The 20,144-nt window shown below is 36.7% G+C and carries 22 protein-coding genes; 6 read left to right on the top strand and 16 right to left on the bottom strand.

The window, feature by feature from the left end; genetic code table 11:
* Window positions 1-176: 176 nt before the first annotated feature.
* Entirely contained in the window at window positions 177-1,340 is a 1,164-nt protein-coding gene (locus LC814_RS04755; RefSeq protein ID WP_226065292.1) for an MFS transporter, read from the top strand.
* A gap of 20 nt (window positions 1,341-1,360) precedes the next feature.
* Here LC814_RS04755 and LC814_RS04750 read toward each other — a convergent pair whose 3' ends face one another.
* The 4 genes from LC814_RS04750 to pyrF form a co-directional block, all read right to left on the bottom strand.
* Window positions 1,361-1,861 carry a GreA/GreB family elongation factor gene (locus tag LC814_RS04750; protein ID WP_226065290.1) on the bottom strand — a complete coding sequence of 167 codons (501 nt, stop codon included), beginning with the start codon at window positions 1,859-1,861 and terminating at the stop codon, window positions 1,361-1,363.
* Between the two features lie 144 nt (window positions 1,862-2,005).
* A complete protein-coding gene (locus LC814_RS04745) occupies window positions 2,006-2,710 on the bottom strand; it encodes a DsbA family oxidoreductase (protein ID WP_226065288.1) in 705 nt (234 codons plus the stop codon).
* An 82-nt stretch (window positions 2,711-2,792) separates the two neighbouring features.
* Window positions 2,793-3,719, bottom strand: coding sequence for an AEC family transporter (locus tag LC814_RS04740; protein ID WP_226065286.1), 927 nt, complete (start codon window positions 3,717-3,719; stop codon window positions 2,793-2,795).
* An 84-nt stretch (window positions 3,720-3,803) separates the two neighbouring features.
* Window positions 3,804-5,162: an orotidine-5'-phosphate decarboxylase gene (gene pyrF, locus LC814_RS04735; protein ID WP_226065284.1), complete on the bottom strand. Its 1,359-nt coding sequence runs from the start codon at window positions 5,160-5,162 to the stop codon at window positions 3,804-3,806.
* A 177-nt stretch (window positions 5,163-5,339) separates the two neighbouring features.
* Between pyrF and LC814_RS04730 the strand changes: the two genes are divergently transcribed.
* Complete coding sequence (locus LC814_RS04730) at window positions 5,340-6,890, top strand: serine hydrolase (RefSeq protein ID WP_226065282.1); 1,551 nt, start codon at window positions 5,340-5,342, stop codon at window positions 6,888-6,890.
* Between the two features lie 68 nt (window positions 6,891-6,958).
* On the opposite strand, the gene LC814_RS04725 is transcribed toward LC814_RS04730, so the two are convergent.
* Together LC814_RS04725 and LC814_RS04720 are read right to left on the bottom strand one after the other, a co-directional pair.
* Window positions 6,959-7,435 (bottom strand): SixA phosphatase family protein, encoded by a 477-nt coding sequence (locus LC814_RS04725; protein ID WP_226065281.1) that lies wholly within the window; start codon window positions 7,433-7,435, stop codon window positions 6,959-6,961.
* A gap of 84 nt (window positions 7,436-7,519) precedes the next feature.
* Entirely contained in the window at window positions 7,520-8,560 is a 1,041-nt protein-coding gene (locus LC814_RS04720) for a zinc-dependent alcohol dehydrogenase family protein (protein WP_226065279.1), read from the bottom strand.
* A gap of 143 nt (window positions 8,561-8,703) precedes the next feature.
* Between LC814_RS04720 and ruvX the strand changes: the two genes are divergently transcribed.
* From ruvX to mazG, 4 genes are all read left to right on the top strand, one after another.
* Window positions 8,704-9,120, top strand: a complete 417-nt coding sequence (gene ruvX, locus LC814_RS04715; protein ID WP_226065277.1) for a Holliday junction resolvase RuvX — start codon at window positions 8,704-8,706, stop codon at window positions 9,118-9,120.
* Window positions 9,117-9,689, top strand: a complete 573-nt coding sequence (gene def / locus LC814_RS04710; RefSeq protein ID WP_226065275.1) for a peptide deformylase — start codon at window positions 9,117-9,119, stop codon at window positions 9,687-9,689. The genes ruvX and def overlap by 4 nt, the downstream gene beginning before the upstream one ends.
* A 46-nt stretch (window positions 9,690-9,735) precedes the next feature.
* A complete protein-coding gene (locus tag LC814_RS04705) occupies window positions 9,736-10,296 on the top strand; it encodes a DUF5606 family protein (RefSeq protein ID WP_226065273.1) in 561 nt (186 codons plus the stop codon).
* Window positions 10,297-10,425: 129 nt separating this feature from the next.
* A complete protein-coding gene (mazG, locus tag LC814_RS04700; protein ID WP_226065271.1) occupies window positions 10,426-11,193 on the top strand; it encodes a nucleoside triphosphate pyrophosphohydrolase in 768 nt (255 codons plus the stop codon).
* A 143-nt stretch (window positions 11,194-11,336) separates the two neighbouring features.
* On the opposite strand, the gene LC814_RS04695 is transcribed toward mazG, so the two are convergent.
* The 10 genes from LC814_RS04695 to LC814_RS04650 form a co-directional block, all read right to left on the bottom strand.
* Window positions 11,337-11,834 carry a hypothetical protein gene (locus LC814_RS04695; RefSeq protein WP_226065269.1) on the bottom strand — a complete coding sequence of 166 codons (498 nt, stop codon included), beginning with the start codon at window positions 11,832-11,834 and terminating at the stop codon, window positions 11,337-11,339.
* A complete protein-coding gene (locus LC814_RS04690) occupies window positions 11,831-12,202 on the bottom strand; it encodes a hypothetical protein (RefSeq protein WP_226065267.1) in 372 nt (123 codons plus the stop codon). The genes LC814_RS04695 and LC814_RS04690 overlap by 4 nt, the downstream gene beginning before the upstream one ends.
* 99 nt (window positions 12,203-12,301) lie before the next feature.
* Window positions 12,302-13,426, bottom strand: coding sequence for an ABC transporter permease (locus LC814_RS04685; protein WP_226065266.1), 1,125 nt, complete (start codon window positions 13,424-13,426; stop codon window positions 12,302-12,304).
* A gap of 194 nt (window positions 13,427-13,620) precedes the next feature.
* Window positions 13,621-14,721, bottom strand: coding sequence for an ABC transporter permease (locus tag LC814_RS04680; protein ID WP_226065264.1), 1,101 nt, complete (start codon window positions 14,719-14,721; stop codon window positions 13,621-13,623).
* Window positions 14,722-14,757: 36 nt separating this feature from the next.
* Window positions 14,758-15,120, bottom strand: a complete 363-nt coding sequence (locus LC814_RS04675) for a four helix bundle protein (protein ID WP_226065262.1) — start codon at window positions 15,118-15,120, stop codon at window positions 14,758-14,760.
* A 57-nt stretch (window positions 15,121-15,177) separates the two neighbouring features.
* A complete protein-coding gene (locus tag LC814_RS04670) occupies window positions 15,178-15,930 on the bottom strand; it encodes an ABC transporter ATP-binding protein (protein ID WP_226065764.1) in 753 nt (250 codons plus the stop codon).
* A 4-nt stretch (window positions 15,931-15,934) separates the two neighbouring features.
* Complete coding sequence (locus LC814_RS04665; protein WP_226065260.1) at window positions 15,935-16,858, bottom strand: ABC transporter ATP-binding protein; 924 nt, start codon at window positions 16,856-16,858, stop codon at window positions 15,935-15,937.
* 184 nt (window positions 16,859-17,042) lie between these two features.
* Complete coding sequence (locus LC814_RS04660) at window positions 17,043-18,014, bottom strand: HlyD family secretion protein (RefSeq protein WP_226065258.1); 972 nt, start codon at window positions 18,012-18,014, stop codon at window positions 17,043-17,045.
* A gap of 52 nt (window positions 18,015-18,066) precedes the next feature.
* A complete protein-coding gene (locus tag LC814_RS04655; protein ID WP_226065257.1) occupies window positions 18,067-19,314 on the bottom strand; it encodes a TolC family protein in 1,248 nt (415 codons plus the stop codon).
* A gap of 188 nt (window positions 19,315-19,502) precedes the next feature.
* Window positions 19,503-20,099 carry a TetR/AcrR family transcriptional regulator gene (locus LC814_RS04650; protein ID WP_226065255.1) on the bottom strand — a complete coding sequence of 199 codons (597 nt, stop codon included), beginning with the start codon at window positions 20,097-20,099 and terminating at the stop codon, window positions 19,503-19,505.
* Window positions 20,100-20,144: the final 45 nt, after the last annotated feature.

Genomic DNA, 20,144 nt, shown 5'->3' with positions numbered 1-20,144 from the left:
CTAAAATTGACCCTATTTTATGTTTTGAAAAGTAGGTTTTAAAATTAATTAAATTTTTTGTGTACGTTTTTTCATAGATGATTTTTTCAGTCATGATTTAGTAAGACAATGATTAATTCTCTAAACATCCGGAGTAATAATTTATTTTTGCACCTCGAAATAACTATCGAATTTCAATGAAAAATAATTTATCCAATTCCACACTTTATTTGCTCAGCATTTCCGCTGGATTGGTGGTGGCAAATCTATATTACAACCAACCGCTGCTTCATGATATTGCGTTAAGTTTAAATGTAAGCGATTCTCACGTGAGTAATGTCGCGCTTTCCACACAGATTGGTTATGCGCTGGGTTTATTGCTGATTATTCCTCTAGGTGATAAGATCAGCAATTTGAAAATTATAAAAATTGATTTTCTAATCCTCATCTTATCTCTTTTAGGTGCCGCATTCTCACAATCTTTATTTTTTTTAATAGTCAGCAGTTTTCTCATCGGATTTACGTCAACGCTTCCGCAATTATTTGTGCCAATGGCAGCGCATTTGAGCAGTGATGCAAGTCGGGGAAGAGCGATTGGAATTGTGATGAGCGGTTTACTCATCGGAATATTAGGGAGCCGCGTTTTAAGTGGATTGGTCGGAGAATATTTTGGCTGGCGAACTGTTTTTTATGGCGCTGCAGCTTTAATGTTTGTTTTATTTTTTCTACTGAACGCAAAACTGCCCATAATAAAACCGAAATATGGCGACAGTTATGCAAAACTCATGAAATCACTGTGGTTTTATTTCCGTACAGAACCAACTTTGCGTCTCGCCACTTTGCGCGGTGCTTTAGCTTTTGGAAGTCTGAGTGAATTTTGGACTACACTCGTTTTTTTAATGGAAGATTCGTTTAATTACGGCAGCGCTGTTGCCGGAAGCTTTGGTTTATTTGGAATTGCTGGCGCACTTGCAGCAACAGTCGTGGGAAAATTAAATAACCGGGTGAATAAAGGAACTTTAATATTATTTGGCGGAATTGTTATTGTGATTTCCTGGGTGATATTTCTATTTTCAGCACATTCAATTATCGGGTTAATAATTGGTGTAATTTTAATAGATCTTGGCGTACAATCCGTTCACATCACCAATCAGAATATTGTATTTTCTAAAAACCCGGACGCCAGAAACCGCGTAAACACTATTTATATGGTGGGTTTTTTCATTGGTGGCGCAGCAGGGACAAGCTTAGGTTCCTTCGCCTGGAATTATTTTGGGTGGACCGGTGTTTCGGTTTTAGGTCTGGTTTTTTCCGGAATAATTGTGTTTGTGCAATTGCTTACCAATAAAAGAACAATTTGAAAGGAAGCGATTCAAGAATTTTAATAGACAATATTTAAAATTTCGAAATAATTCTCCTTCTCATTCAACTTTAATGTAGCCTTGTCGCCAATTTTTTTATGCATCAGTGCTTTCGCTAATGGAGTTGTGAATGATATTTTCCCCTTTGAAATATTAGCTTCATCAACGCCCACAATTTGGAATGTTTGTGTGGAATTGTTTGCCGAATTTTTAAAAGTTACAGTCGCGCCGAAATGAATTTCATCCTGTGGTAATTTCGTCTGATCGATAATTTTTGCAAAAGCAATCCTTTCATTTAGTAATTGAAGTTTTGCATTGATATGGTTAAAGGCGATCCGATATTCTTTCTCTTGAGAAGAATCCAAATTCTCCTGATCTTCAAGTAAGATTTCTCTTTCTTTCACTAAAGAATTCATGCCTTTTTGAGTAACGAAATTTTCTGTACCGTGTGGTAAATCTGCTCTGGGCGGTACTAAGGGAACTTCTTCCTGATCATCTTCTTTTACAAAACCTCTGCTCATAATAGTCAATTTTAAGGCGAATGAATACAAGTTCCACTCCAAATTTTAATTAAAGTAAGAACGGTGTTAAAATAAAAAAAACGTCTAAAAGGTAATATTTCAGACGTTTTATTTACATTTTAAATTCTTCGATGAATTTTAATTTTAATCGCAGTTTCCATCAGTATCGCAGCTTTCGCCTTTGTGAATAATTTGCAAACCTTGATCTCCTGCTGAAAATTCTTGCCAGGATTTTTCTAAAACCTCACTAAAAACAGCCGGAGGTTGCGCGCCAGAAACACCATATTTATCATTGATGACAAAAAACGGCACTCCAGAAATTCCCATTTGTCGCGCGAGCATCATATCCTGGGAAACCGCTAAGCCAAATTCATCTGATGTTAAGGCAGATTTTATTTCATCTTCATTTAAAGAAACCGACGTTCCTATTTCAACCAAGGTCGCATCATCGTCAATATTTTTACCATCGATCAGTTGGGCCTTAAAAAGAGCTTCTTCCGTTTCATTGGCTAAACCTTTAGTTTGTGCTAATTGCAACAGCAAGTGGGCTTTGTAAGAATTTGCCACTTTTTGATGGTCAAAATTAAATTCAATTCCGGCATCTTTTCCTGATTTATAAACGTGGGAATACATTTCTTTTGCCTGCTCCACAGAAACACCTTTCGCCTCGGAGAAATATTCCAAAGAACTTTTTTCGGGCTGTGTTTTTAAATTAGGATCCAGCTGAAAACTGTGCCACGTCACTTCTATATTTTCTTTGTTGGGAAACTGCGCTAAGGCATTTTCGAAATTCTTTTTTCCGACGTAACAAAAAGGACAACGAATGTCACTCCAAATATCTACTTTCATATGTTTTGTATTTATACAGACAAAGATAAGAATCTCTAAATTGTTACGTATTGAGCTATGATAAGAAGAAGGTTTTAATTAACTAAACTCCGACTAATCCGGAGTACTTCATGACCAAATACCAAGCTGTTAAAGTTAATAAAGAAAGCGGAATACCCACGCCAAGCATGAGGTTGCAGAGTTTTGGTTCGAGTTGGTGAGCGACCGCAATAATCGCCGCTGTTACCATTGGTCCCATGGCAGATTCCAAAAAGGCAACTTCTATTATTTCGCCACGCTGTTTTAGAATAATAAAATAAAAGAGAAAAATCACCGCTGGAAATAAGATGAGCTTAAATAAAAGTCCATAAAACAAAGGTTTTGCTTCCTTGTCAAATTTCTGCCATTTTAACTGACTTCCTACAGATACCAAAGCCAACGGAACGGTGGTTGCGCCTAGTTTATTAAATACTTCATCAATTTGTAGTGGCACATTGATGTTTAAAATATTTAGAATTACCGCAATTAAGAAGGTAACAAAAGGTGGAAATTTTAATATTTTTTTTAAAATCTCCGAACTTGAACTTTTTCCACACGAATAAAAATTAGCCAAAGTAATTCCGATGGTTGACAGCGCTACAAAAGATCCGGGTTGATCAACGAGCATTACTGTTTTTAAACCACTTTCACCGTAAATTGATTGTATCACAGGAATGCCAACGAAAGACGTGTTGCCAAAACCCGCACACATAATTAATGCGCCGATAAGCGTTTTGGACCACTTCAATTTTTTTCCTAAAAAGGTGAAAAATAAAAACGCCAGCAAAATATTTAACCAGGGAACCAACACTGGAAATATCACTTGAAAATTCAATACAATTTTTGGAATGTAATAGAGTGATAAAGCAGATAAGGAAATATTAATGACGAAAGCATTTAGCGCCAAATGGCCGTTCTCTGGAAACAACTTTGTTTTCCGCAGGATTACGCCGAGGAAGAGACAGATAAAAAGTAAAATTAAATTAGACAAATTTTAATTTTGTAAACAATGTTGGTTTAAAAAAAAATAAAAGGCTGAATCTCTTAAATTGATTTCAGCCTTTTTTAGTAAATTCTATAAACTTTCCTCGTAGGCATTCCAGCCCGCGATTTTATAATTTAAGGCGGCAATTTCAGCATCATCTGCTTTGTAAATTCCGCGTCCCACGATGATAAAATCGGTTTCTAATTGTTTAAAAGCATGTTGCGGCGTGTTGTACTGCTGACCTTTTCCGTCTCCAGAATCTGCGAGATTAATTCCCGGCGTAAAGAGAAGAAGTTCATTCGGGATTTTATGCTGCGAAACTCCACCAAAAACATTCGGATGCGCCAGAGCAATTTTTGTGGCTTCTTCTTGATAATGTTTGTCTGTTAAAGTTCCCTTCGAAGACATACCTAAGATTGCAACAACTCCCACATTTCGAAAACAGTCTAGCGATTCGTAACCCGCAATAACTTGCGCGGTAACAAGATCTGCCCAGTTAGAGATTTTATAAGTTCCGTACGCGAACTGTAATTCCTGCGTATTTCCGATGTCTGCAAATTTCCGGTCTTCCATCAAAAGGAAATTGTACTTGGTTGCCAAATCTTTCAAATTCAATATCGTTTCATCTGAGTCGAAATCTAAAAGAATATCAATATGTGTTTTCAGCGCAACGATATGCGGACCTACTTTTTCTGCTAATGCAAGCAATTCGTGCGTTGTTGTCACATCGGCAGAAACAATAAGATTTGATTTCTTTTCAATTGCAATTTGCAGTAATTTTTGGGCTACAGAATGGTCGCAGATTTCTAATTTTTTCTCGTAAGACAGTCGTTTTTCTTCTTCAAATTTCACCACATTACCAGCAAGAAAATCATAAATTCTTAAAACTTCATCGTCCGTTAAGTGTCCTTCTTCTTTTAGCATTTTACAAACCTCAGAGATGGTAAATAGCGTATGCACTCGGAACCCTTTGTTTTCTAAAAGTTCTTTTCCGCCTTGTTGGCGGTCAAGAACAACGACAATATCCGAAACAGAAATTCCCTCGTTTTCGATTTCTGGAATGGTTTCCAGCAAAGAAGCGCCAGAAGTAATGACATCTTCTACCAATAAGCAATTTTGACCTTTCGTAAAAATTCCTTCAATCATTTTCTTGGTGCCATGCTGTTTGGCTTCCTTTCTTTTAATAATGAGTGGAATATAGCTTTCCAGCGACATTGCAGTGGCCATTGGCAACGCGGCGTACGGAACGCCACAAATCAAATCGAAATTATCCAGCGGAAGCATATCCAGCAAATAATTGGCGAGTGATTTAAGAATTTTGGGATCCGAAGCAAGTGGTCTTAAATCCACATAAAAAGGACTTTCAATACCCGATTTCAGGGTAAATCTCCCAAACTTAATGATGCCGAGTTTGTAACACTCGAGAAAAAATTCTTTCTTAGTTTCCATTTACTTTTTATTGTAAGACAAAGTTAATATTTTAAAGGAAACAGGAATAGAGATTTCCGTGGCAATTGTGGTCAAAAGCTTTAAAATTTCTACCTTTGAAAAAACAGCCGAAAAGTAGCAAGTTGTTCTAATAATTTGAAGTCTTTTTAAATAAATCAAATCAATAAACCTTTACCTATGAAAACAAAATTTTCATTTCTTTTAATTCTTATTTCCTTTTTTGCCTTTTCTCAAGTTGAAGAAAAAAAACTCGACGAGCTAATTCAAAATACTTTAAAAACATTTGATGTACCAGGAATTTCGGTGGGAATTGTAAAAGATGGCAAAGTGATTTATTCTAAAGGTTTTGGAGTAAGATCTCTCAACACAAACCAGAAAATGACGGATGAGACTTTGGTCGGAATTGCATCTAACAGTAAGGGATTTACCGCAACAGCGCTGGCTATTTTAGCTGATGAAGGAAAACTGAATTTCGATGATAAAGTTTCTAAATATATTCCTGAATTTCAAATGAATGATCCCTATGTTTCCCAAAATATTACCATTAAGGATTTAATTACGCATCGTGCCGGATTAGGTTTAGGACAGGGAGATTTAATGTTTTTTCCGGAAGGTGGTAATTTAACCGTCAACGAAATTATTCACAACGTACGTTATTTGAAACCAGAAAATCCTTTCCGTACGACTTTGGATTATAATAACATCATGTTTATTGTGGCGGGAGAAGTCATTCATCGGGTTTCCGGACTTTCCTGGGCAGACTTTATCGAGCAGAAAATTCTAAAACCTGTGGGAATGACCTCCAGTTTCGGAAGTTATAACCGAGCAAAAGCTGCCAACGTTCAGAATATTATCGAAGCGCACGCGCCTGTCAACGGAAAGGCAATCGCGGTTCCGCATGATTGGAATGAAACGGCGAACGCAGCGGGAGGTATCATCAGTAATATTAAAGATATGACGACTTGGGCAGAATTTCTGATGAATGGCTTTACAACAAAAGATGGAAAAAAATTGGTTTCAGATAAGCAGATCCAGCAGTTGTGGAACTTGCAAATTTCAACACCTGTTGCTTTGAAAAATGCTTATGATACGAACTTTGGCGGTTACGGATTAGGTTGGTTTGTGACCGATGTGAAAGGTCATAAACAGGTTTATCACACGGGCGGATTAATTGGAACTGTGACGCAGTTTACCTTAATTCCAGATATGAAATTAGGAATTGTGGTCTTAACGAATCAGCAGAGTGGTGCGGCTTTTAGTACAATTACCAATACCATAAAAGATTCTTATTTGGGAATGCCAGAAAAAGATTGGTTAAAAACATATGGTGATCGCATGGCGAAGATAAATGCGGATTATGAAAAAGGTAAAAAAGAAGTTTTTGCAAAATCAGAAAACTTTAAAAAAGATAGAAACTGCCAAATTAAGAATGATCAAATTACCGGAACCTACAATGATCCGTGGTTTGGTGATGTAATGATAACTTCAGAAGGAAAAAATTTACGCTTGGTAAGTAAAAATTCACCGCGCTTGAAAGGAGAATTATTACCCTATTCACCCAACGTGATGATTGTAAAATGGGACGATAGAAGTTATGATGCTGATGCATTTGTAAACTTTGCCCTGGACGAAAACGGAAAAGCAATCGCGATTAAATTAAAACCAATTTCGGATGTTACCGATTTTAGTTTCGATTTTGAAGATCTGGATTTGCAGCGAAAGAAATAATATTTTGAAAATGTTAATGAAAAACCTCACCAATTATTTGATGAGGTTTTTTGGTCTTTATGGAAGATTTAAATTTTCTTCGGTTCATAAAAGTAAATGAGTTTTTTCTTTGCACCATGAAAATCAGACCAAGAATCACAGTCTATTTCAAAACCTGCTACGCCGCAGGTGGGGAACATAAACATAATGTCCGACATGCTGTTCGCGAAATTAGAGATTCCGTTGTTGTGCGAGAACATTGCCACTGATCTTAAATCATCTGGAATTTCTGTGACAAGTGATTCAAAATTAGTTTCCGAGGCGTTATAGAGTTTCTGTAGGGTTTCAATCTTTATTTTATATTCCTTGTTAAAAATTTCACACGTACTGAATGCGCGCAAAGCAGGACTAGAAAAGAATTTATCAATCTCGATATTATTTTCTTTTAGGAAGTGAGCCATTTTTTCAGCATCTTTTTCTCCTTTGTCTGCGAGAGGACGATCGAAATCATCTGTATTTTCCGGCCAGTCGCTTTTCGCATGACGCACTAGAATTAATGTTTTCATTCCGCAATAGTTTTAAAACAATAAAATTAATTAAAAAAAAGAGAAGTTGTAAGCTTCTCTTTTTTAAATTAAAATTTAAAGTTATCAATTAAAATTAATAATGACTTTCAGCGCTTTTTCTTTTGATGCATTTCCGAAAACTTCGTACGCATGAATCATATCTGTAAAATCGAATCGGTGCGTAACGAGTTTTTCCGGTTGTAGCTTTTTGCTTTCTACATTTTTCAGCAGCATCGGTGTTGTACTTGCACAGACTAAACCCATCGTTATGGTTACATTTCTGATCCAAAGTTCTTCAATATGAAGCTCTACTGGTTTGCCGTGTACACCAACATTAGCGAGGTGCGCGCCAGGTTTTAGAATTTTTTGGCAGATATCGAACGTCGCTGGTATTCCTACCGCTTCGATCGCCACATCAACACCTTCTTTTCCTGCAATTTTTTTAATGGCTTCAATTGGATCTTCATTGCCGCTATTTACAATATCTGTTGCGCCAAAACTTCGGGAAAGTTCCAGTCTTTCCTGGTCAACATCAACCATAATAATTTTTGAAGGAGAGAAAAATTGTGCGGTCAATAGTGCTGCAATACCGATAGGTCCTGCACCAACAATTGCGACGGTGTCACCGGGATTTACTTTTCCGTTCAGCACACCGATTTCAAAACCAGTCGGCAAAATATCGCTTAACATCACGGCTGCTTCTTCATTAATATCATCCTTTAAATGATAAAGAGAATTATCACCGTGCGGAATCCGAACGTATTCTGCCTGTGTTCCATCAATTAAATGTCCTAAAATCCAGCCACCATCGTCGCAGTGGGCATAGAGTTGTTTTTTACAGTTATCGCATTTTCCGCAAGAAGTGATGCAGGAAATTAACACTTTATCTCCTTTTTTAAAATTGGTAACGCCGTCCCCAATTTCTTCTACGATACCGATACCTTCATGTCCCAAAATTCTTCCGGGAGTTACAGCCGGAACATCACCTTTCAAAATGTGAAGGTCGGTTCCGCAAATGGTAGATTTTACCAGTTTTACAATCACGTCGGTCGATTCTTTGATCACCGGCATCGGACAATCGACGAGGTCTTTTTGTCCGGGTCCTTTAAATACTAAAGCTTTCATAATCCGTATGATTTTTATTTAGGCAGATTTTGCCTTATTAAAGGTAGGTAGATTTGAAATGGACTTTTCTGAAAATCAGGTGACTTTAATCAGTATTTTTATAATTTTGTGAGCAAAGGCAAATATTTGTAAATTTGCACACGATGTCACAAATACTAGCCGTTGATTATGGAAAAGCTCGGTGCGGCTTAGCAGCTACCGACGATATGCAAATCATTGCGAGCGGTTTGCAGACTGTGCCTACGAAAGAGATTTTTATTTTTCTGAAAAAGTACTTGTTAGAAAATAGAGTAGAGCAGATTGTGGTGGGACTTCCGACTGATTTAAAGGGAAATTTAAATGAGGTGGAAATTGACATTTTAAAATTTATAGAAAAGTTTAAATCCCAATTTCCATTGGTTGAAGTAGCGCGTTTTGATGAACGTTTTACGTCTAAAATGGCTTCTTTCGCCATCTCACAGAGTGGGAAAACAAAAAAGAAAAGAGAGGAAAAGGGATTGATTGATAAAGTGAGTGCAACCATTATATTGCAAAATTTTTTAGAGCAGAAACAGAAATGATATTACCGATAAGAGCATTTGGAGATGCCGTTTTAAGAAAAAAATGTCACGATATTCCGCAGGACTATCCAGAGTTGAAAACGCTCGTCGACAATATGTTCGAAACCATGCACAGTGCAAACGGCATTGGTTTGGCAGCACCGCAGATTGGTTTAGATATTCGGCTGTTTGTCGTGGATCTTTCGCCTTTGGCAGAAGATGAGGATTACGAAGATATCGCAGAAGAATTGAAAGATTTTAGAAAAATTTTAATCAATGCAAAAATCCTGGAGGAAAGTGGCGAAGAATGGAAATTCAACGAAGGTTGCCTCTCAATTCCTGATGTGCGTGAAGATGTAAAAAGAAAAGAAACCATACTTATCGAATATTATGACGAAAATTTCGTTAAACATACCGATACTTTCTCAGATATGCGAGCACGCGTAATTCAGCATGAATACGATCATATTCAGGGAATTCTGTTTACTGATCACCTGAGTGCCCTCAAGAAAAAATTGGTAAAAGGTAAGCTGATGAAAATTGCCCAGGGCGATGTTTCTGTGACCTATAAAATGAGATTTCCGAAGTAAATTGGGGGAGCGTAGTAAAAATTAAATTCAAACAAATAATAATAAAATGCAGTTAGAAAAAATAATTTCAATTTCCGGAAAACCGGGTCTTTACAAATTGATCTCCCAGTTGAAAAGCGGATTTATCGTAGAAGATGTCATCACGAAGAAAAAAGCAAGTATAACTAATTCTTCGCAGGTAAGCTTGTTAGATAATATCGCCATGTTTACTTTTGATAACGAAGTTCCGTTATTTGATGTTTTCGAAAATCTGGCAAAAAATGAAGACTACAAAGAGACGATTTCTCACAAATCATCAGAAGATGAGTTGAAAGAATTGATGACCAAGTCTTTGCCAAATTACGATACGGACCGGGTTTATATTTCTGATATTAAAAAATTGGCACAGTGGTATAACATTCTGCACAAAGCAGGATATATTACGCCGGAAAGTTTTGTAAAAGCAGAACCTGAAATGGAAGAACCTGCTACAAACGAGATAAATACAGATAAATTAGAAGCTACGAAAGCGGCTCCTAAAAAAGAAAAAACGACGACGCCAAAAGTAAAAGCAGCAACTTCATCAGCGAAGTCGGCACCAAAAAGTACGCATAGAAAAATGGGATAAATTTCTTCTTCTTTCTAAATTTACCTTGTCAAACTTTAAAATTTTGACAAGGTTTTTTTATTTAAAGTAAATTTACAACAATCAACAATCAACTCTCAACTATCAACTCTCAACTGTCAACTCTTTAAAATGAACTCCAGACAAGAACAACTCGACGCTTTCAATCGCTTACTCGACATTATGAATGATTTGCGGGAGAAATGCCCGTGGGATCAAAAACAAACCTTGCAAACACTTCGTCATTTAACTTTGGAGGAAGTTTACGAACTCTCAGATGCGTTGCTGGAAGAAGATCTACAAGAGATTAAAAAAGAATTAGGCGACGTTTTACTGCATCTTGTTTTCTATGCTAAAATCGGGTCCGAAAAAGGAAGTTTCGATATTGCTGATGTCATTAATTCTTTAAATGAAAAATTGATTTTCCGCCATCCGCATATTTATGGTGATGTTGAAGTGAAGGATGAAGAAGAAGTGAAGCAAAACTGGGAAAAACTGAAACTGAAAGAAGGAAATAAATCGGTGCTTTCTGGGGTGACGAAAGGAACGCCGAGTTTGATAAAAGCGTATCGCATTCAAGATAAAGTAAAAGGAATCGGATTTGAATTTGCCAATGCAGAAGATGCCTGGAAAAAGGTAGATGAAGAATTAGCCGAATTTCACGCCGAAACGGATCTTGATAAAAAGGAGCAGGAATTGGGCGATGTTTTTTTCTCTCTTGTTAATTACGCGCGAATTTCAGGCATCAATCCGGACACGGCTTTAGAAAGAACCAATAATAAATTCATCAACCGATTCCAGAAAATGGAAAATCTGGCTTTGAATAAAAATCTAGATTTGGCAGATTTGAATTTAGAACAAATGGATGAACTTTGGGAAGAGGCCAAGAAAAATGAATAAACCTCCAGAGTTTCTGAAGGTTTATTTTTATTTGGGCAGCAATTTCCGTCTTCCACTCCCGTTTTTTTGTTTCGCTACGCTGCACAAAAAGAGCTCCGTTCAAGCCGGGCTGCAAAATCGGTTTAAATATTATTTGTTCATTATTAATTAAAAAATTGGTGGTATTCGTCCATCGACTCTTTAAGTTCTCCTACTATTTTATTGGCGTGCTCTCGGTCCTCTGCATTTTTTAGTTTCTCGATTTCTTTCATGTGAGGCGCTAACCAAGCGTGAAGATTATCATGTGGAACTCCGGTCATTGTGCAGCTTTTCACTAAATTCTCATTAGAAGTGCTGAGATTTGCAGCCAACATTTTGTAATCGCCACTTTCCGGTTGGTAGGCTTTAAGTTGGGTTTCCATTTCGGCAACATACGGTTTCATTTCGTTGTTCACCGGCCATTTTGCGCCATTGTTTAATTCCAGTTTTACACCTTCTTCGTGGTCATCAGATTTTTCATGATCGTCGGTTGCATGTTCTTCAGAAACATTTTGTTCCGTTGCTGCCATATTGTTATTTTGGTCAATTACTGTTTCCTGTTTTTTTTCACAAGACATAACGATTGCTAATCCGAGGATTGCTGATAAAAGAATCTTTTTCATTTTTTTAAAATTTTTATTGTTATAAAAAGAAATAAGGAGGTAAGTCCGAATCGGAAAGCCATCGCAAATATGGTTTTTGTTTCGTAAAGTCCTCCGGTAGTAATGTGCGTGAATAAATTCATATAAGCAAGAATTAGAACAATTAAAGAAGCTACAAGCGGTATTCTCACCCAAGACTTGTTCTGTAGTATTCCAAATGCTGCTATTAAATATAGAATTCCACAAAGGAAATTCGCCCAAACAACCAGTGGAACATAGTTTCCTTCTTTTGCTCGGATTCCGAACCAGTCGAAAAGAACTGAACTGCTCATAAAAACCGTTACGGCTCCGAAGAGAATGAGGAAGATAAGAAGTATTGTTTTTTTCATTTTTATAAATATTTAAAGATAAGGTTTATAAGTACATTTTCTTATGATTTGAATCATCAAGAAATCAATGCTCTTTTTCCAACATTTAACTTCTCCTTTCTAACTTGTTTTGTGATAGCGTAAAACAGACCACGAAATAACGACAATAGCCAGTCCGATAATAAATCCAAAGTGCGGAAGAAGATCCATAAGACCACTGTCTTTCAACATGATTAAACGTACACCATCGACACCGTAAGTGACCGGATTTAAATAGGCGATATATTTTGCCCAGTCGGTCATACTTTCTGTCGGCGTAAAAAGTCCACTCATTAATATAAAAATCATCATGAAAAAGAAGACCATAAACATCGATTGTTGTTGCGTATCGCTATAAACCGAAGCCAAAAGTCCCATTCCCAAAATCGCGATGAGGTAAACGGAAATGAAAGCGTAGAGGAGGAGATAACTTCCCTGCATTTGAATTTTGTAAACGAAAATAGTGACCAAAAGTCCGATCGTAAAAGCAACCATTGATAAAATCCAGAACGGAATTAATTTTCCTAAGATGAAATCTCTTTTCTTAATTGGCGACACATTAATTTGTTCGATGGTTCCGATTTCTTTTTCTTCTACGATATTCAAAGCGGTCAAATAGCCACCAATTAATGTCACCAGAAAAGCAAGAATGCCCGGAACTAAAGAAAGTCGGTAATTATAGGTTTCATTAAACCAGAATTTCGGAACGATTTCTAAGCCGGAATTTTTCTTTACCGTTTCCAGTTCCGGATTCATTTCTAACTGAATTTGCTGATTGTAATTCTGCAGAATTTGTCCAAGATAACTGGCGGAAAGTCCGGCTTTTGTTCCGTTGATGGCATTGATGGCGATTAATACTTTGTCATTGTTTTCACGCACGAGATCTTTTTCGAAATTATTGGGAATTTCGAGGATTAAATCGATTTTGTCTTTTTCAACTTCCTGATAGGCGTCATTGTAATTTTCGCCATAATCCATAATTTTAAAATATCCTGACGCCGTAATTTTCCGAATGAGTTCACGGGATTGGGTTGATTTATCGTGATCAACCACGGCGATTTTAATGTCTTTTATTTCATAGTTTGCGGCCAACGGAAGAATCACCAACTGAATCACCGGCATCACGAAAATGATGGCCAATATGGATTTGTTCCTGAATATCTGCAGGAATTCTTTTTTGATTAATATGAATAATGTTCTAAACATTTTTTGTCTATTATCTTTTATCTAGGAGCAAAGCGGTCTATTATCTAATTTTAATCTCACTTTTTATATTATCTAAAATCTGCAGCCCGAGTTGAGCGGAAATCCTTTTTTTTGCATTGGCCTAAACGCTGGAAAAAAAGATTGGGAGCGGAAGGCGGAAATGTCTGCCCAAATAATTATTCTCATGGCATTAATTATTCTAATCTTATTTTAAATTTTTTCACGGCGATGACGAATAAAACCAGCATCATTCCGATGAGGACGAGCACGTGTTTCCAGATGACTTCCAGGCCGGTTCCTTTGATGATGATGTTTTTGGCGATCTCATAATACCATTTTGCGGGGATTACGTTGCCAATCATTTGTAAAGGAAGCGGCATATTTTCGACGGGGAACATAAAACCACTCAGCATAATTGTGGGTAACATCGTTCCCACTAAGGCAATAAGCATGGCGGTTTGCTGACTATCTGTAACAATTGAAATCACAATTCCTAAGAGCAGATTCGTGATGATGAAAATAATGCTGATGCCGAAGAGTAAAAGCAGACTTCCTTTGATGGGTAAATCGAGGACGGTGACGCTCAAAATCAGGATGGAAACCAAAATGATCATCGATAAAATAAAGTACGGAATTGCTTTGGCTAAAATAATAATATACGGTTTCATGGGCGATACGAGTAATACTTCCATGGTGCCCATTTCCTTTTCGCGCACGATGGCGATGGCGGTCATCAAAACACAAATGATTAAAAGAATTAAAGCCATCACGCCGGGAACGAAATTGGGCGCGCCTTTCAGTTGTGGATTGTAGAGCATGCGGATTTCCGGTTGTACGCCGGACTTGGGTTGCATTGTCTGTTGACCGTAAAAATCCATAATAATATTCGACATGAAATTATAGATTTGGTTCGCCATATTAATGTCGGTTCCATCGGTGATGAGTTGAAGTTGGGCTTTTTTGCCACTATTTATATCTTGGGCAAACTGCGCCGGAATTACCAGAAGCATTTTTATTTTTCCGCCTTTGAAAGCATCTTCTGCTTCGTCGATCGATCTCAGATTTTTGTCAACATCAAAATATTGGTTGGCCTTAATTTTCGAAATGAGTTCGATGGAATTTTGAGATTTGTCTTGATCTAATACACCAATTTTAGTATTTTTTACTTCGGTACTTAAAGCAAAACCAAACAGTAGAACCTGCACGACCGGCATTCCGAAAAGAACCAGCAAAGTTCTCTTGTCACGCAAGACGTGCCAGAATTCTTTTTTCACAAAAGTGATTAACTGTTTCATTTATTTAGTTGACAATTGAAAGTTGAGGGTTGAAAGTTAAATTCTGCCTAAATTTTCTTTTGTTGTTTTTACAATTTTTATGAGCATTTTTAGTAGTTCTGTACAGTCTTCTATAATTGATTGATATTCCTTTTCGTTTAAGAATTCGCCTTTGTAGAGTAGGAGTAACCAATAATCTGTTTCATTTGCTTCTTTTAAAGCGATATTCATTTTGTTTAGAAAATCTGCTTTGGATTGACCGTGTTCTGCTTCTCTAATTAACGCGCCAATTGCAGTTCCGCTGCGCAATAGTTGTTTTGATAAAATATATTCTTTTCTATCTTGGGTCAATATTTTGTAAATCTTAATCAGTCGAATTGAAAATGCAATTGATTTTTCGGCTACCGTATTATTTTCCATAATTTAAAATTTTATCATCTTGGTTTTCGCTATCAACTTTCCACTATCAACTGTCAACTATTCTATCCGTTTCGCACCGCGTGCTAATTCATAGAAAACATCATCCATATTTTGCGCATTGAATTGTTTTTTCAATTGTGCTGGAGTATCTAAGGCCGCTATTTTTCCATCAACCATAATGGAGATGCGGTCGCAATATTCGGCTTCGTCCATATAATGCGTCGTCACAAAAATGGTAATTCCACGGTCGGAGGCTTCATAAATCATATTCCAAAATTGCCGTCTGGTCACAGGATCTACACCGCCAGTTGGTTCATCAAGAAAGACAATTTGAGGTTCGTGAAATATGGCAACCGAGAAAGCTAATTTCTGTTTCCACCCTAAGGGAAGTTCTGAAACCAATTTGTTTTTTTCATTTTCAAGTCCGAGTTCTTGGATGAGTTGATCGCGTTTTATTTTCAAATTCTTTCTTGGTATTCCGTAAATTCCACCGAAGAAATTCAGGTTTTCTTTAACGGTCAAATTGCCGTACAGAGAAAACTTTTGACTCATATAACCAATGTTTTTCTTAATCTTTTCGGTTTCCTTATAAACATCAAACCCTGCGACCGTCGCAGTTCCAGAAGTCGGAATTGAAAGTCCGCTGAACATTCGCATCGCTGTAGTTTTTCCAGCACCATTGGCTCCCAGGAAACCGAAAATTTCCCCTTTGGTTACTTCAAAACTGATATGATCAACCGCCGTAAAATCTCCAAAAGTCTTGGTGATATTTTCTGCTTTGATGGCGATATTTTGGTTGTCTGAAGTCATCATTTTAATTGGATAATAAGCGAATAAAACTATCTTCGATACTGGCTTTTATAGGATTGATTTCAATATTTTCAAGTCCTTCTTTTTTCAAATATTCTGTAATGTTTTCGATGTCGAAATTTTCATTCTGGTCCACACTTAAATGCACAAATTCTCCGTACGCATAGACATTTTTCTTTTGGTCGAAGGTTTCCAAAGCACGCAATACATTTGCAGTTCGTCCGGCTTTCACTTCGAAAAGTAAATCAGGATAAGCTTTGCTGATATTTTCCGGCGTATTGATTGAAAGAATTTTTCCATTTTGCATTAAAGCGATTCGGTCACACAAGGCGGCTTCGTCCATATAAGGTGTCGCCACGACCATGGTGATTCCCTGTAATTTCAAACGCTGCAACATTTCCCAAAATTCCTTTCTCGAAACAGGATCAACTCCCGTGGTCGGTTCGTCCAGAAATAATACTTTCGGCTTATGAATTAAGGCGCAGCATAAAGCGAGTTTCTGTTTCATTCCGCCTGATAATTTTCCGGCTCTTCGATCTTTAAAAGGTTCAATTTGAATATAGATGTCTTTGATCAAATCGTAGTTTTCTGCAATGGTCGTATTAAAAACGCTGGCAAAAAATTCCAGATTTTCTTCAATCGTTAAATCCTGATAGAGTGAAAAACGTCCAGGCATGTAACCCAAAATTTTCCGAATTTCTTTATAATCTTTTACCATATCAAAACCTTCAATCGACGCAGAACCGAAATCGGGTAGAAGAACCGTCGTCAACATTCTGAAGATGGAAGTTTTCCCGGCACCGTCAGGACCAATCAAGCCGAATATTTCTCCCGGGTTGACATCGAAACTCACGTCATCCACTGCAAGTACTTTTTCAGTTTTCTTGCCGTAGGTTTTGATGAGATTGTTGACGATGATTGATTTCATTGATACTGTTTTAACTGAAATTTTTTTAACCACAAAAGTCACAAAAGTTCTTCTTTTTATAGTTGGACCTTATTACGCATAAAGTTTAAAAAAGATACCTGCTAAAATATTTTGTGGACTTTAAAGAAGTTATTAATAAATCTTTTAAGGCATTTATCTTTTGTGACTTTTGTGGTTTAATGATTTAGAATTTCACGTCACCATACATTCCGATTTTGAGATAGCCATCGTTTTTGACGTGGATTTTTACCGCGTAAACTAAATTGGCTCGTTCGTTTTTGGTTTGAATGGTTTTCGGGGTAAACTCGGCTTTGGAACTGATCCAGTAAATTGTTCCGGGAAGTTCTTTGGTTTTTCCTTCTCCAGCGTCGATGAGGACTTTTACCTGTTGTCCGATTTTTATTTGGGGCAATTGATCTCCGGTCACAAAGGTTTTTAAAGTCATCACTTCTAAATTTGCCATTTTGAAAATAGGTTTTCCAACCGTTGCAAACTCACCTTGATTTAGATATTTCGTTAAAACCATACCGGCAATCGGACTTTCAATCTTGTTATTTTTTAACTGTTCATCGATTTGCTCCACCTTTTTCTCGGTTGGTTTTCTTTCACCTAAAATCGCGCGGTTTTGAATGGAGACATTTTGTTTGGTGGTGGAAATCTGTTGCTGTAAAATACTCAACTGACTTTGAGCCGCAACAATCTGTTTCTGAATCACTTTTATTTGTCCGTTTGCATCATCAAGTTGTTTTTTTGTTGCGGCATCTTTGGCCACCAAATTTGCAGTTCTGTTTCTTTCCCGAATTGCATTTTGAAGTTGTTCCTGTAAAACGGAAACATTTGCAGATTGTCCGGATATCTGAGATTGCAAAACCTGAATTTGTGGAAGAGCAGAATTTGTTTTTTGCTCAATAGCATCCATGCTAGCGATAACCTGTTCCTTTTGAAGTTCTACGTTCTTGGGATCTATTTCGCCGACTTTTTCATTGGGTGACAATTGCTGACCTTCTTCTATATTGAGTTGCAGGATCGTTCCATTGGCTTTGGCAGTGACCATCAGTTCATCGGCTTCGAATGTTCCCGACGCATCGTAGGAATTATCTGAATTATTGCAGGCAGCGAGGGAAAGTAGGGCTGTAAATAAAATATATTTTTTCATCGGATCTTTTTTAAAAAGAGTCTTTATTTAATTTTCAACTATCACCTGTCAACTACTGATTAAGTTGTGCTTTCAAATTATATTGTGTCAGAAGATATTGGATCTCGTGAATGATCCTTTGATTTTTTGCCCGGTCGAGTTCATTCACTTCCCGCAAATAATCATTGGTCGTAATAACTCCGTTCTCCAGTTGGGCTAAAGAGGCTTTTCTAATGCTTTCACGTAATTGGATGAGTTCATTGTCTTTATTAATCAATTGCTGAATTTTATCGAGGTCGCTGTTGTTCTGAATGGTTTGAAACTGCTGATTAAAAAGGAAGTTTTCTTTCTGAACGTCGATTTCCTGCTGTTGCGTTTCGACCAAAGCCAAATCATTTTTCCTGGTGTAAAATCCCGAAATCGGAATGTTTAAACGCAAACCACCGATGTAAAAAACATCGAATTCATTTTTCAACATATTGAAACCGGGTTTTCCGTAACCACCTTGAAAGAAAGCTCCGAGCTTTGGAAGGTTTTTGGAATTGATATTTGCTTTCTGCTGTTCTAGACCGAGTTTTTGCAATTCAAAGAGTTTCAGTTCTGCACGTTTATTTTCATCTTGAATCAGAATTTTCTCTGGTTTTTCGAGCGTGGTATTTTCATCGATATTTTTATTAATGAAAAGAGAAAGCATCTGTAAAAAACTTTTTTTCGTGGATTGGAGCTCCAATTGTTTTTGTTCGAGATTGACGATTTGTGCTTTCAGAACATCGACATTACTTCTAAAGATAACGCCGTTTTCTAATTGTGCTTCGGCTTTTTTTAGTCCGCTTGATAAGTCAGATTTGGTTAATTCTGTTTGTTGAAGTTGCTCATCGGTTTGTAGAATTCCAAAATAAATTTGGTTGATTCTCATTTCTAACTGATCGGTTTCAAGTTCTGTTTTTTGTAGTTCTATTTCGGAATTAATGGTTGCCATTTTTTTTTGATTGGCAATCATTCCGCCATCGTAAATATTTTGCTGAACGTCGGCATATACTTTATATTGATCTTTGCTCAATGGTTCATTGGTCATATTGGGCAGTTGAATTGGGAACTGAATCACATCATTTTGATAAGTTGCCTGTCCCACAATCTGGATTTGAGGAAGCCAACCTTTTGCCGCATTCTGCAAATTGTATTCTTTGGTCTTCGCAATTAAATCATGTCTTTTAATGAGCGGGTAATTTTGTTTGGCCAAATCGTAACATTCTTCTAAAGTCAATGTTTGAGCATTGACTGAGAAGAAGAGGAGGAGGAATATGTATTTTAAGATTTTCATTTTTATCATTTTAAACATAGAATGTGCGAAGTTTTTAACCACAAAAGTCACAAAAGAACACTCTGAAAAAGTTTTACAGAAGTTCACAAAAGAGAAAATCTATAGATTTTCAAAAATTATATGAACTCTATAGTGCTGCATTTTCAATTTTAAACAATTCACTTTTGTGACTTTTGTGGTTTGATTTATTAATTATTCAGCATCATCTTGATCCACATCGGAACCATTGTTTTTCTTTCTTCCACGAACTGTTGAAATTCAGCATCATCCATCAAATCAAATGATTGAAGAATTGGTTTTCCTAAAAAGGGAAAAACCGTCATGCTTAGAAAATTCAATAAAAAGTGAAAAGGATTAACGTCAGGTTTTCTTTCTTTAATCTGTTTCATCAAATAGGAATTGTTCAATACTTTTTCAAAAGGAAGAATTGATTTCACATCCGAGGTTTTCTTCTGAATTTCACTTAAAACAAAAATTGGTAGGTTAGGATTTTTAGTTAAAATGTCAAAATACTTTATACTCGCTAAATTGATTTTTTCATCTAAAGACGTTTTTTCATTTGTAATGATGGGAATAATCTGTCCAAAGAGCAAAACGATTTTGACCTTCATGACCTGTTCAAACAGTTTTTCTTTGGTTCGAAAATAGTAATTGAGAAGCGCCAAATTAATTCCGGCTTCCTCCGCAATATCGCGTGTTCGTGTACCTGAAAAACCTTTTTCAGTGAAAACTTTTGAAGCAGCAATCAGGATTTTATCTTCGGTAGAATATTCTTCTGTTTTCATATCTTAAATTATAAAGTAAAGTTAGTATTAAATTTTTGATTTAAA

The organism is Kaistella polysaccharea (assembly GCF_020410745.1).
In the GTDB taxonomy this organism is placed as follows: domain Bacteria; phylum Bacteroidota; class Bacteroidia; order Flavobacteriales; family Weeksellaceae; genus Kaistella; species Kaistella polysaccharea.
Note: the sequence above shows the minus strand (reverse complement) of the source record. Positions and strands in the feature narration are given on the sequence as shown.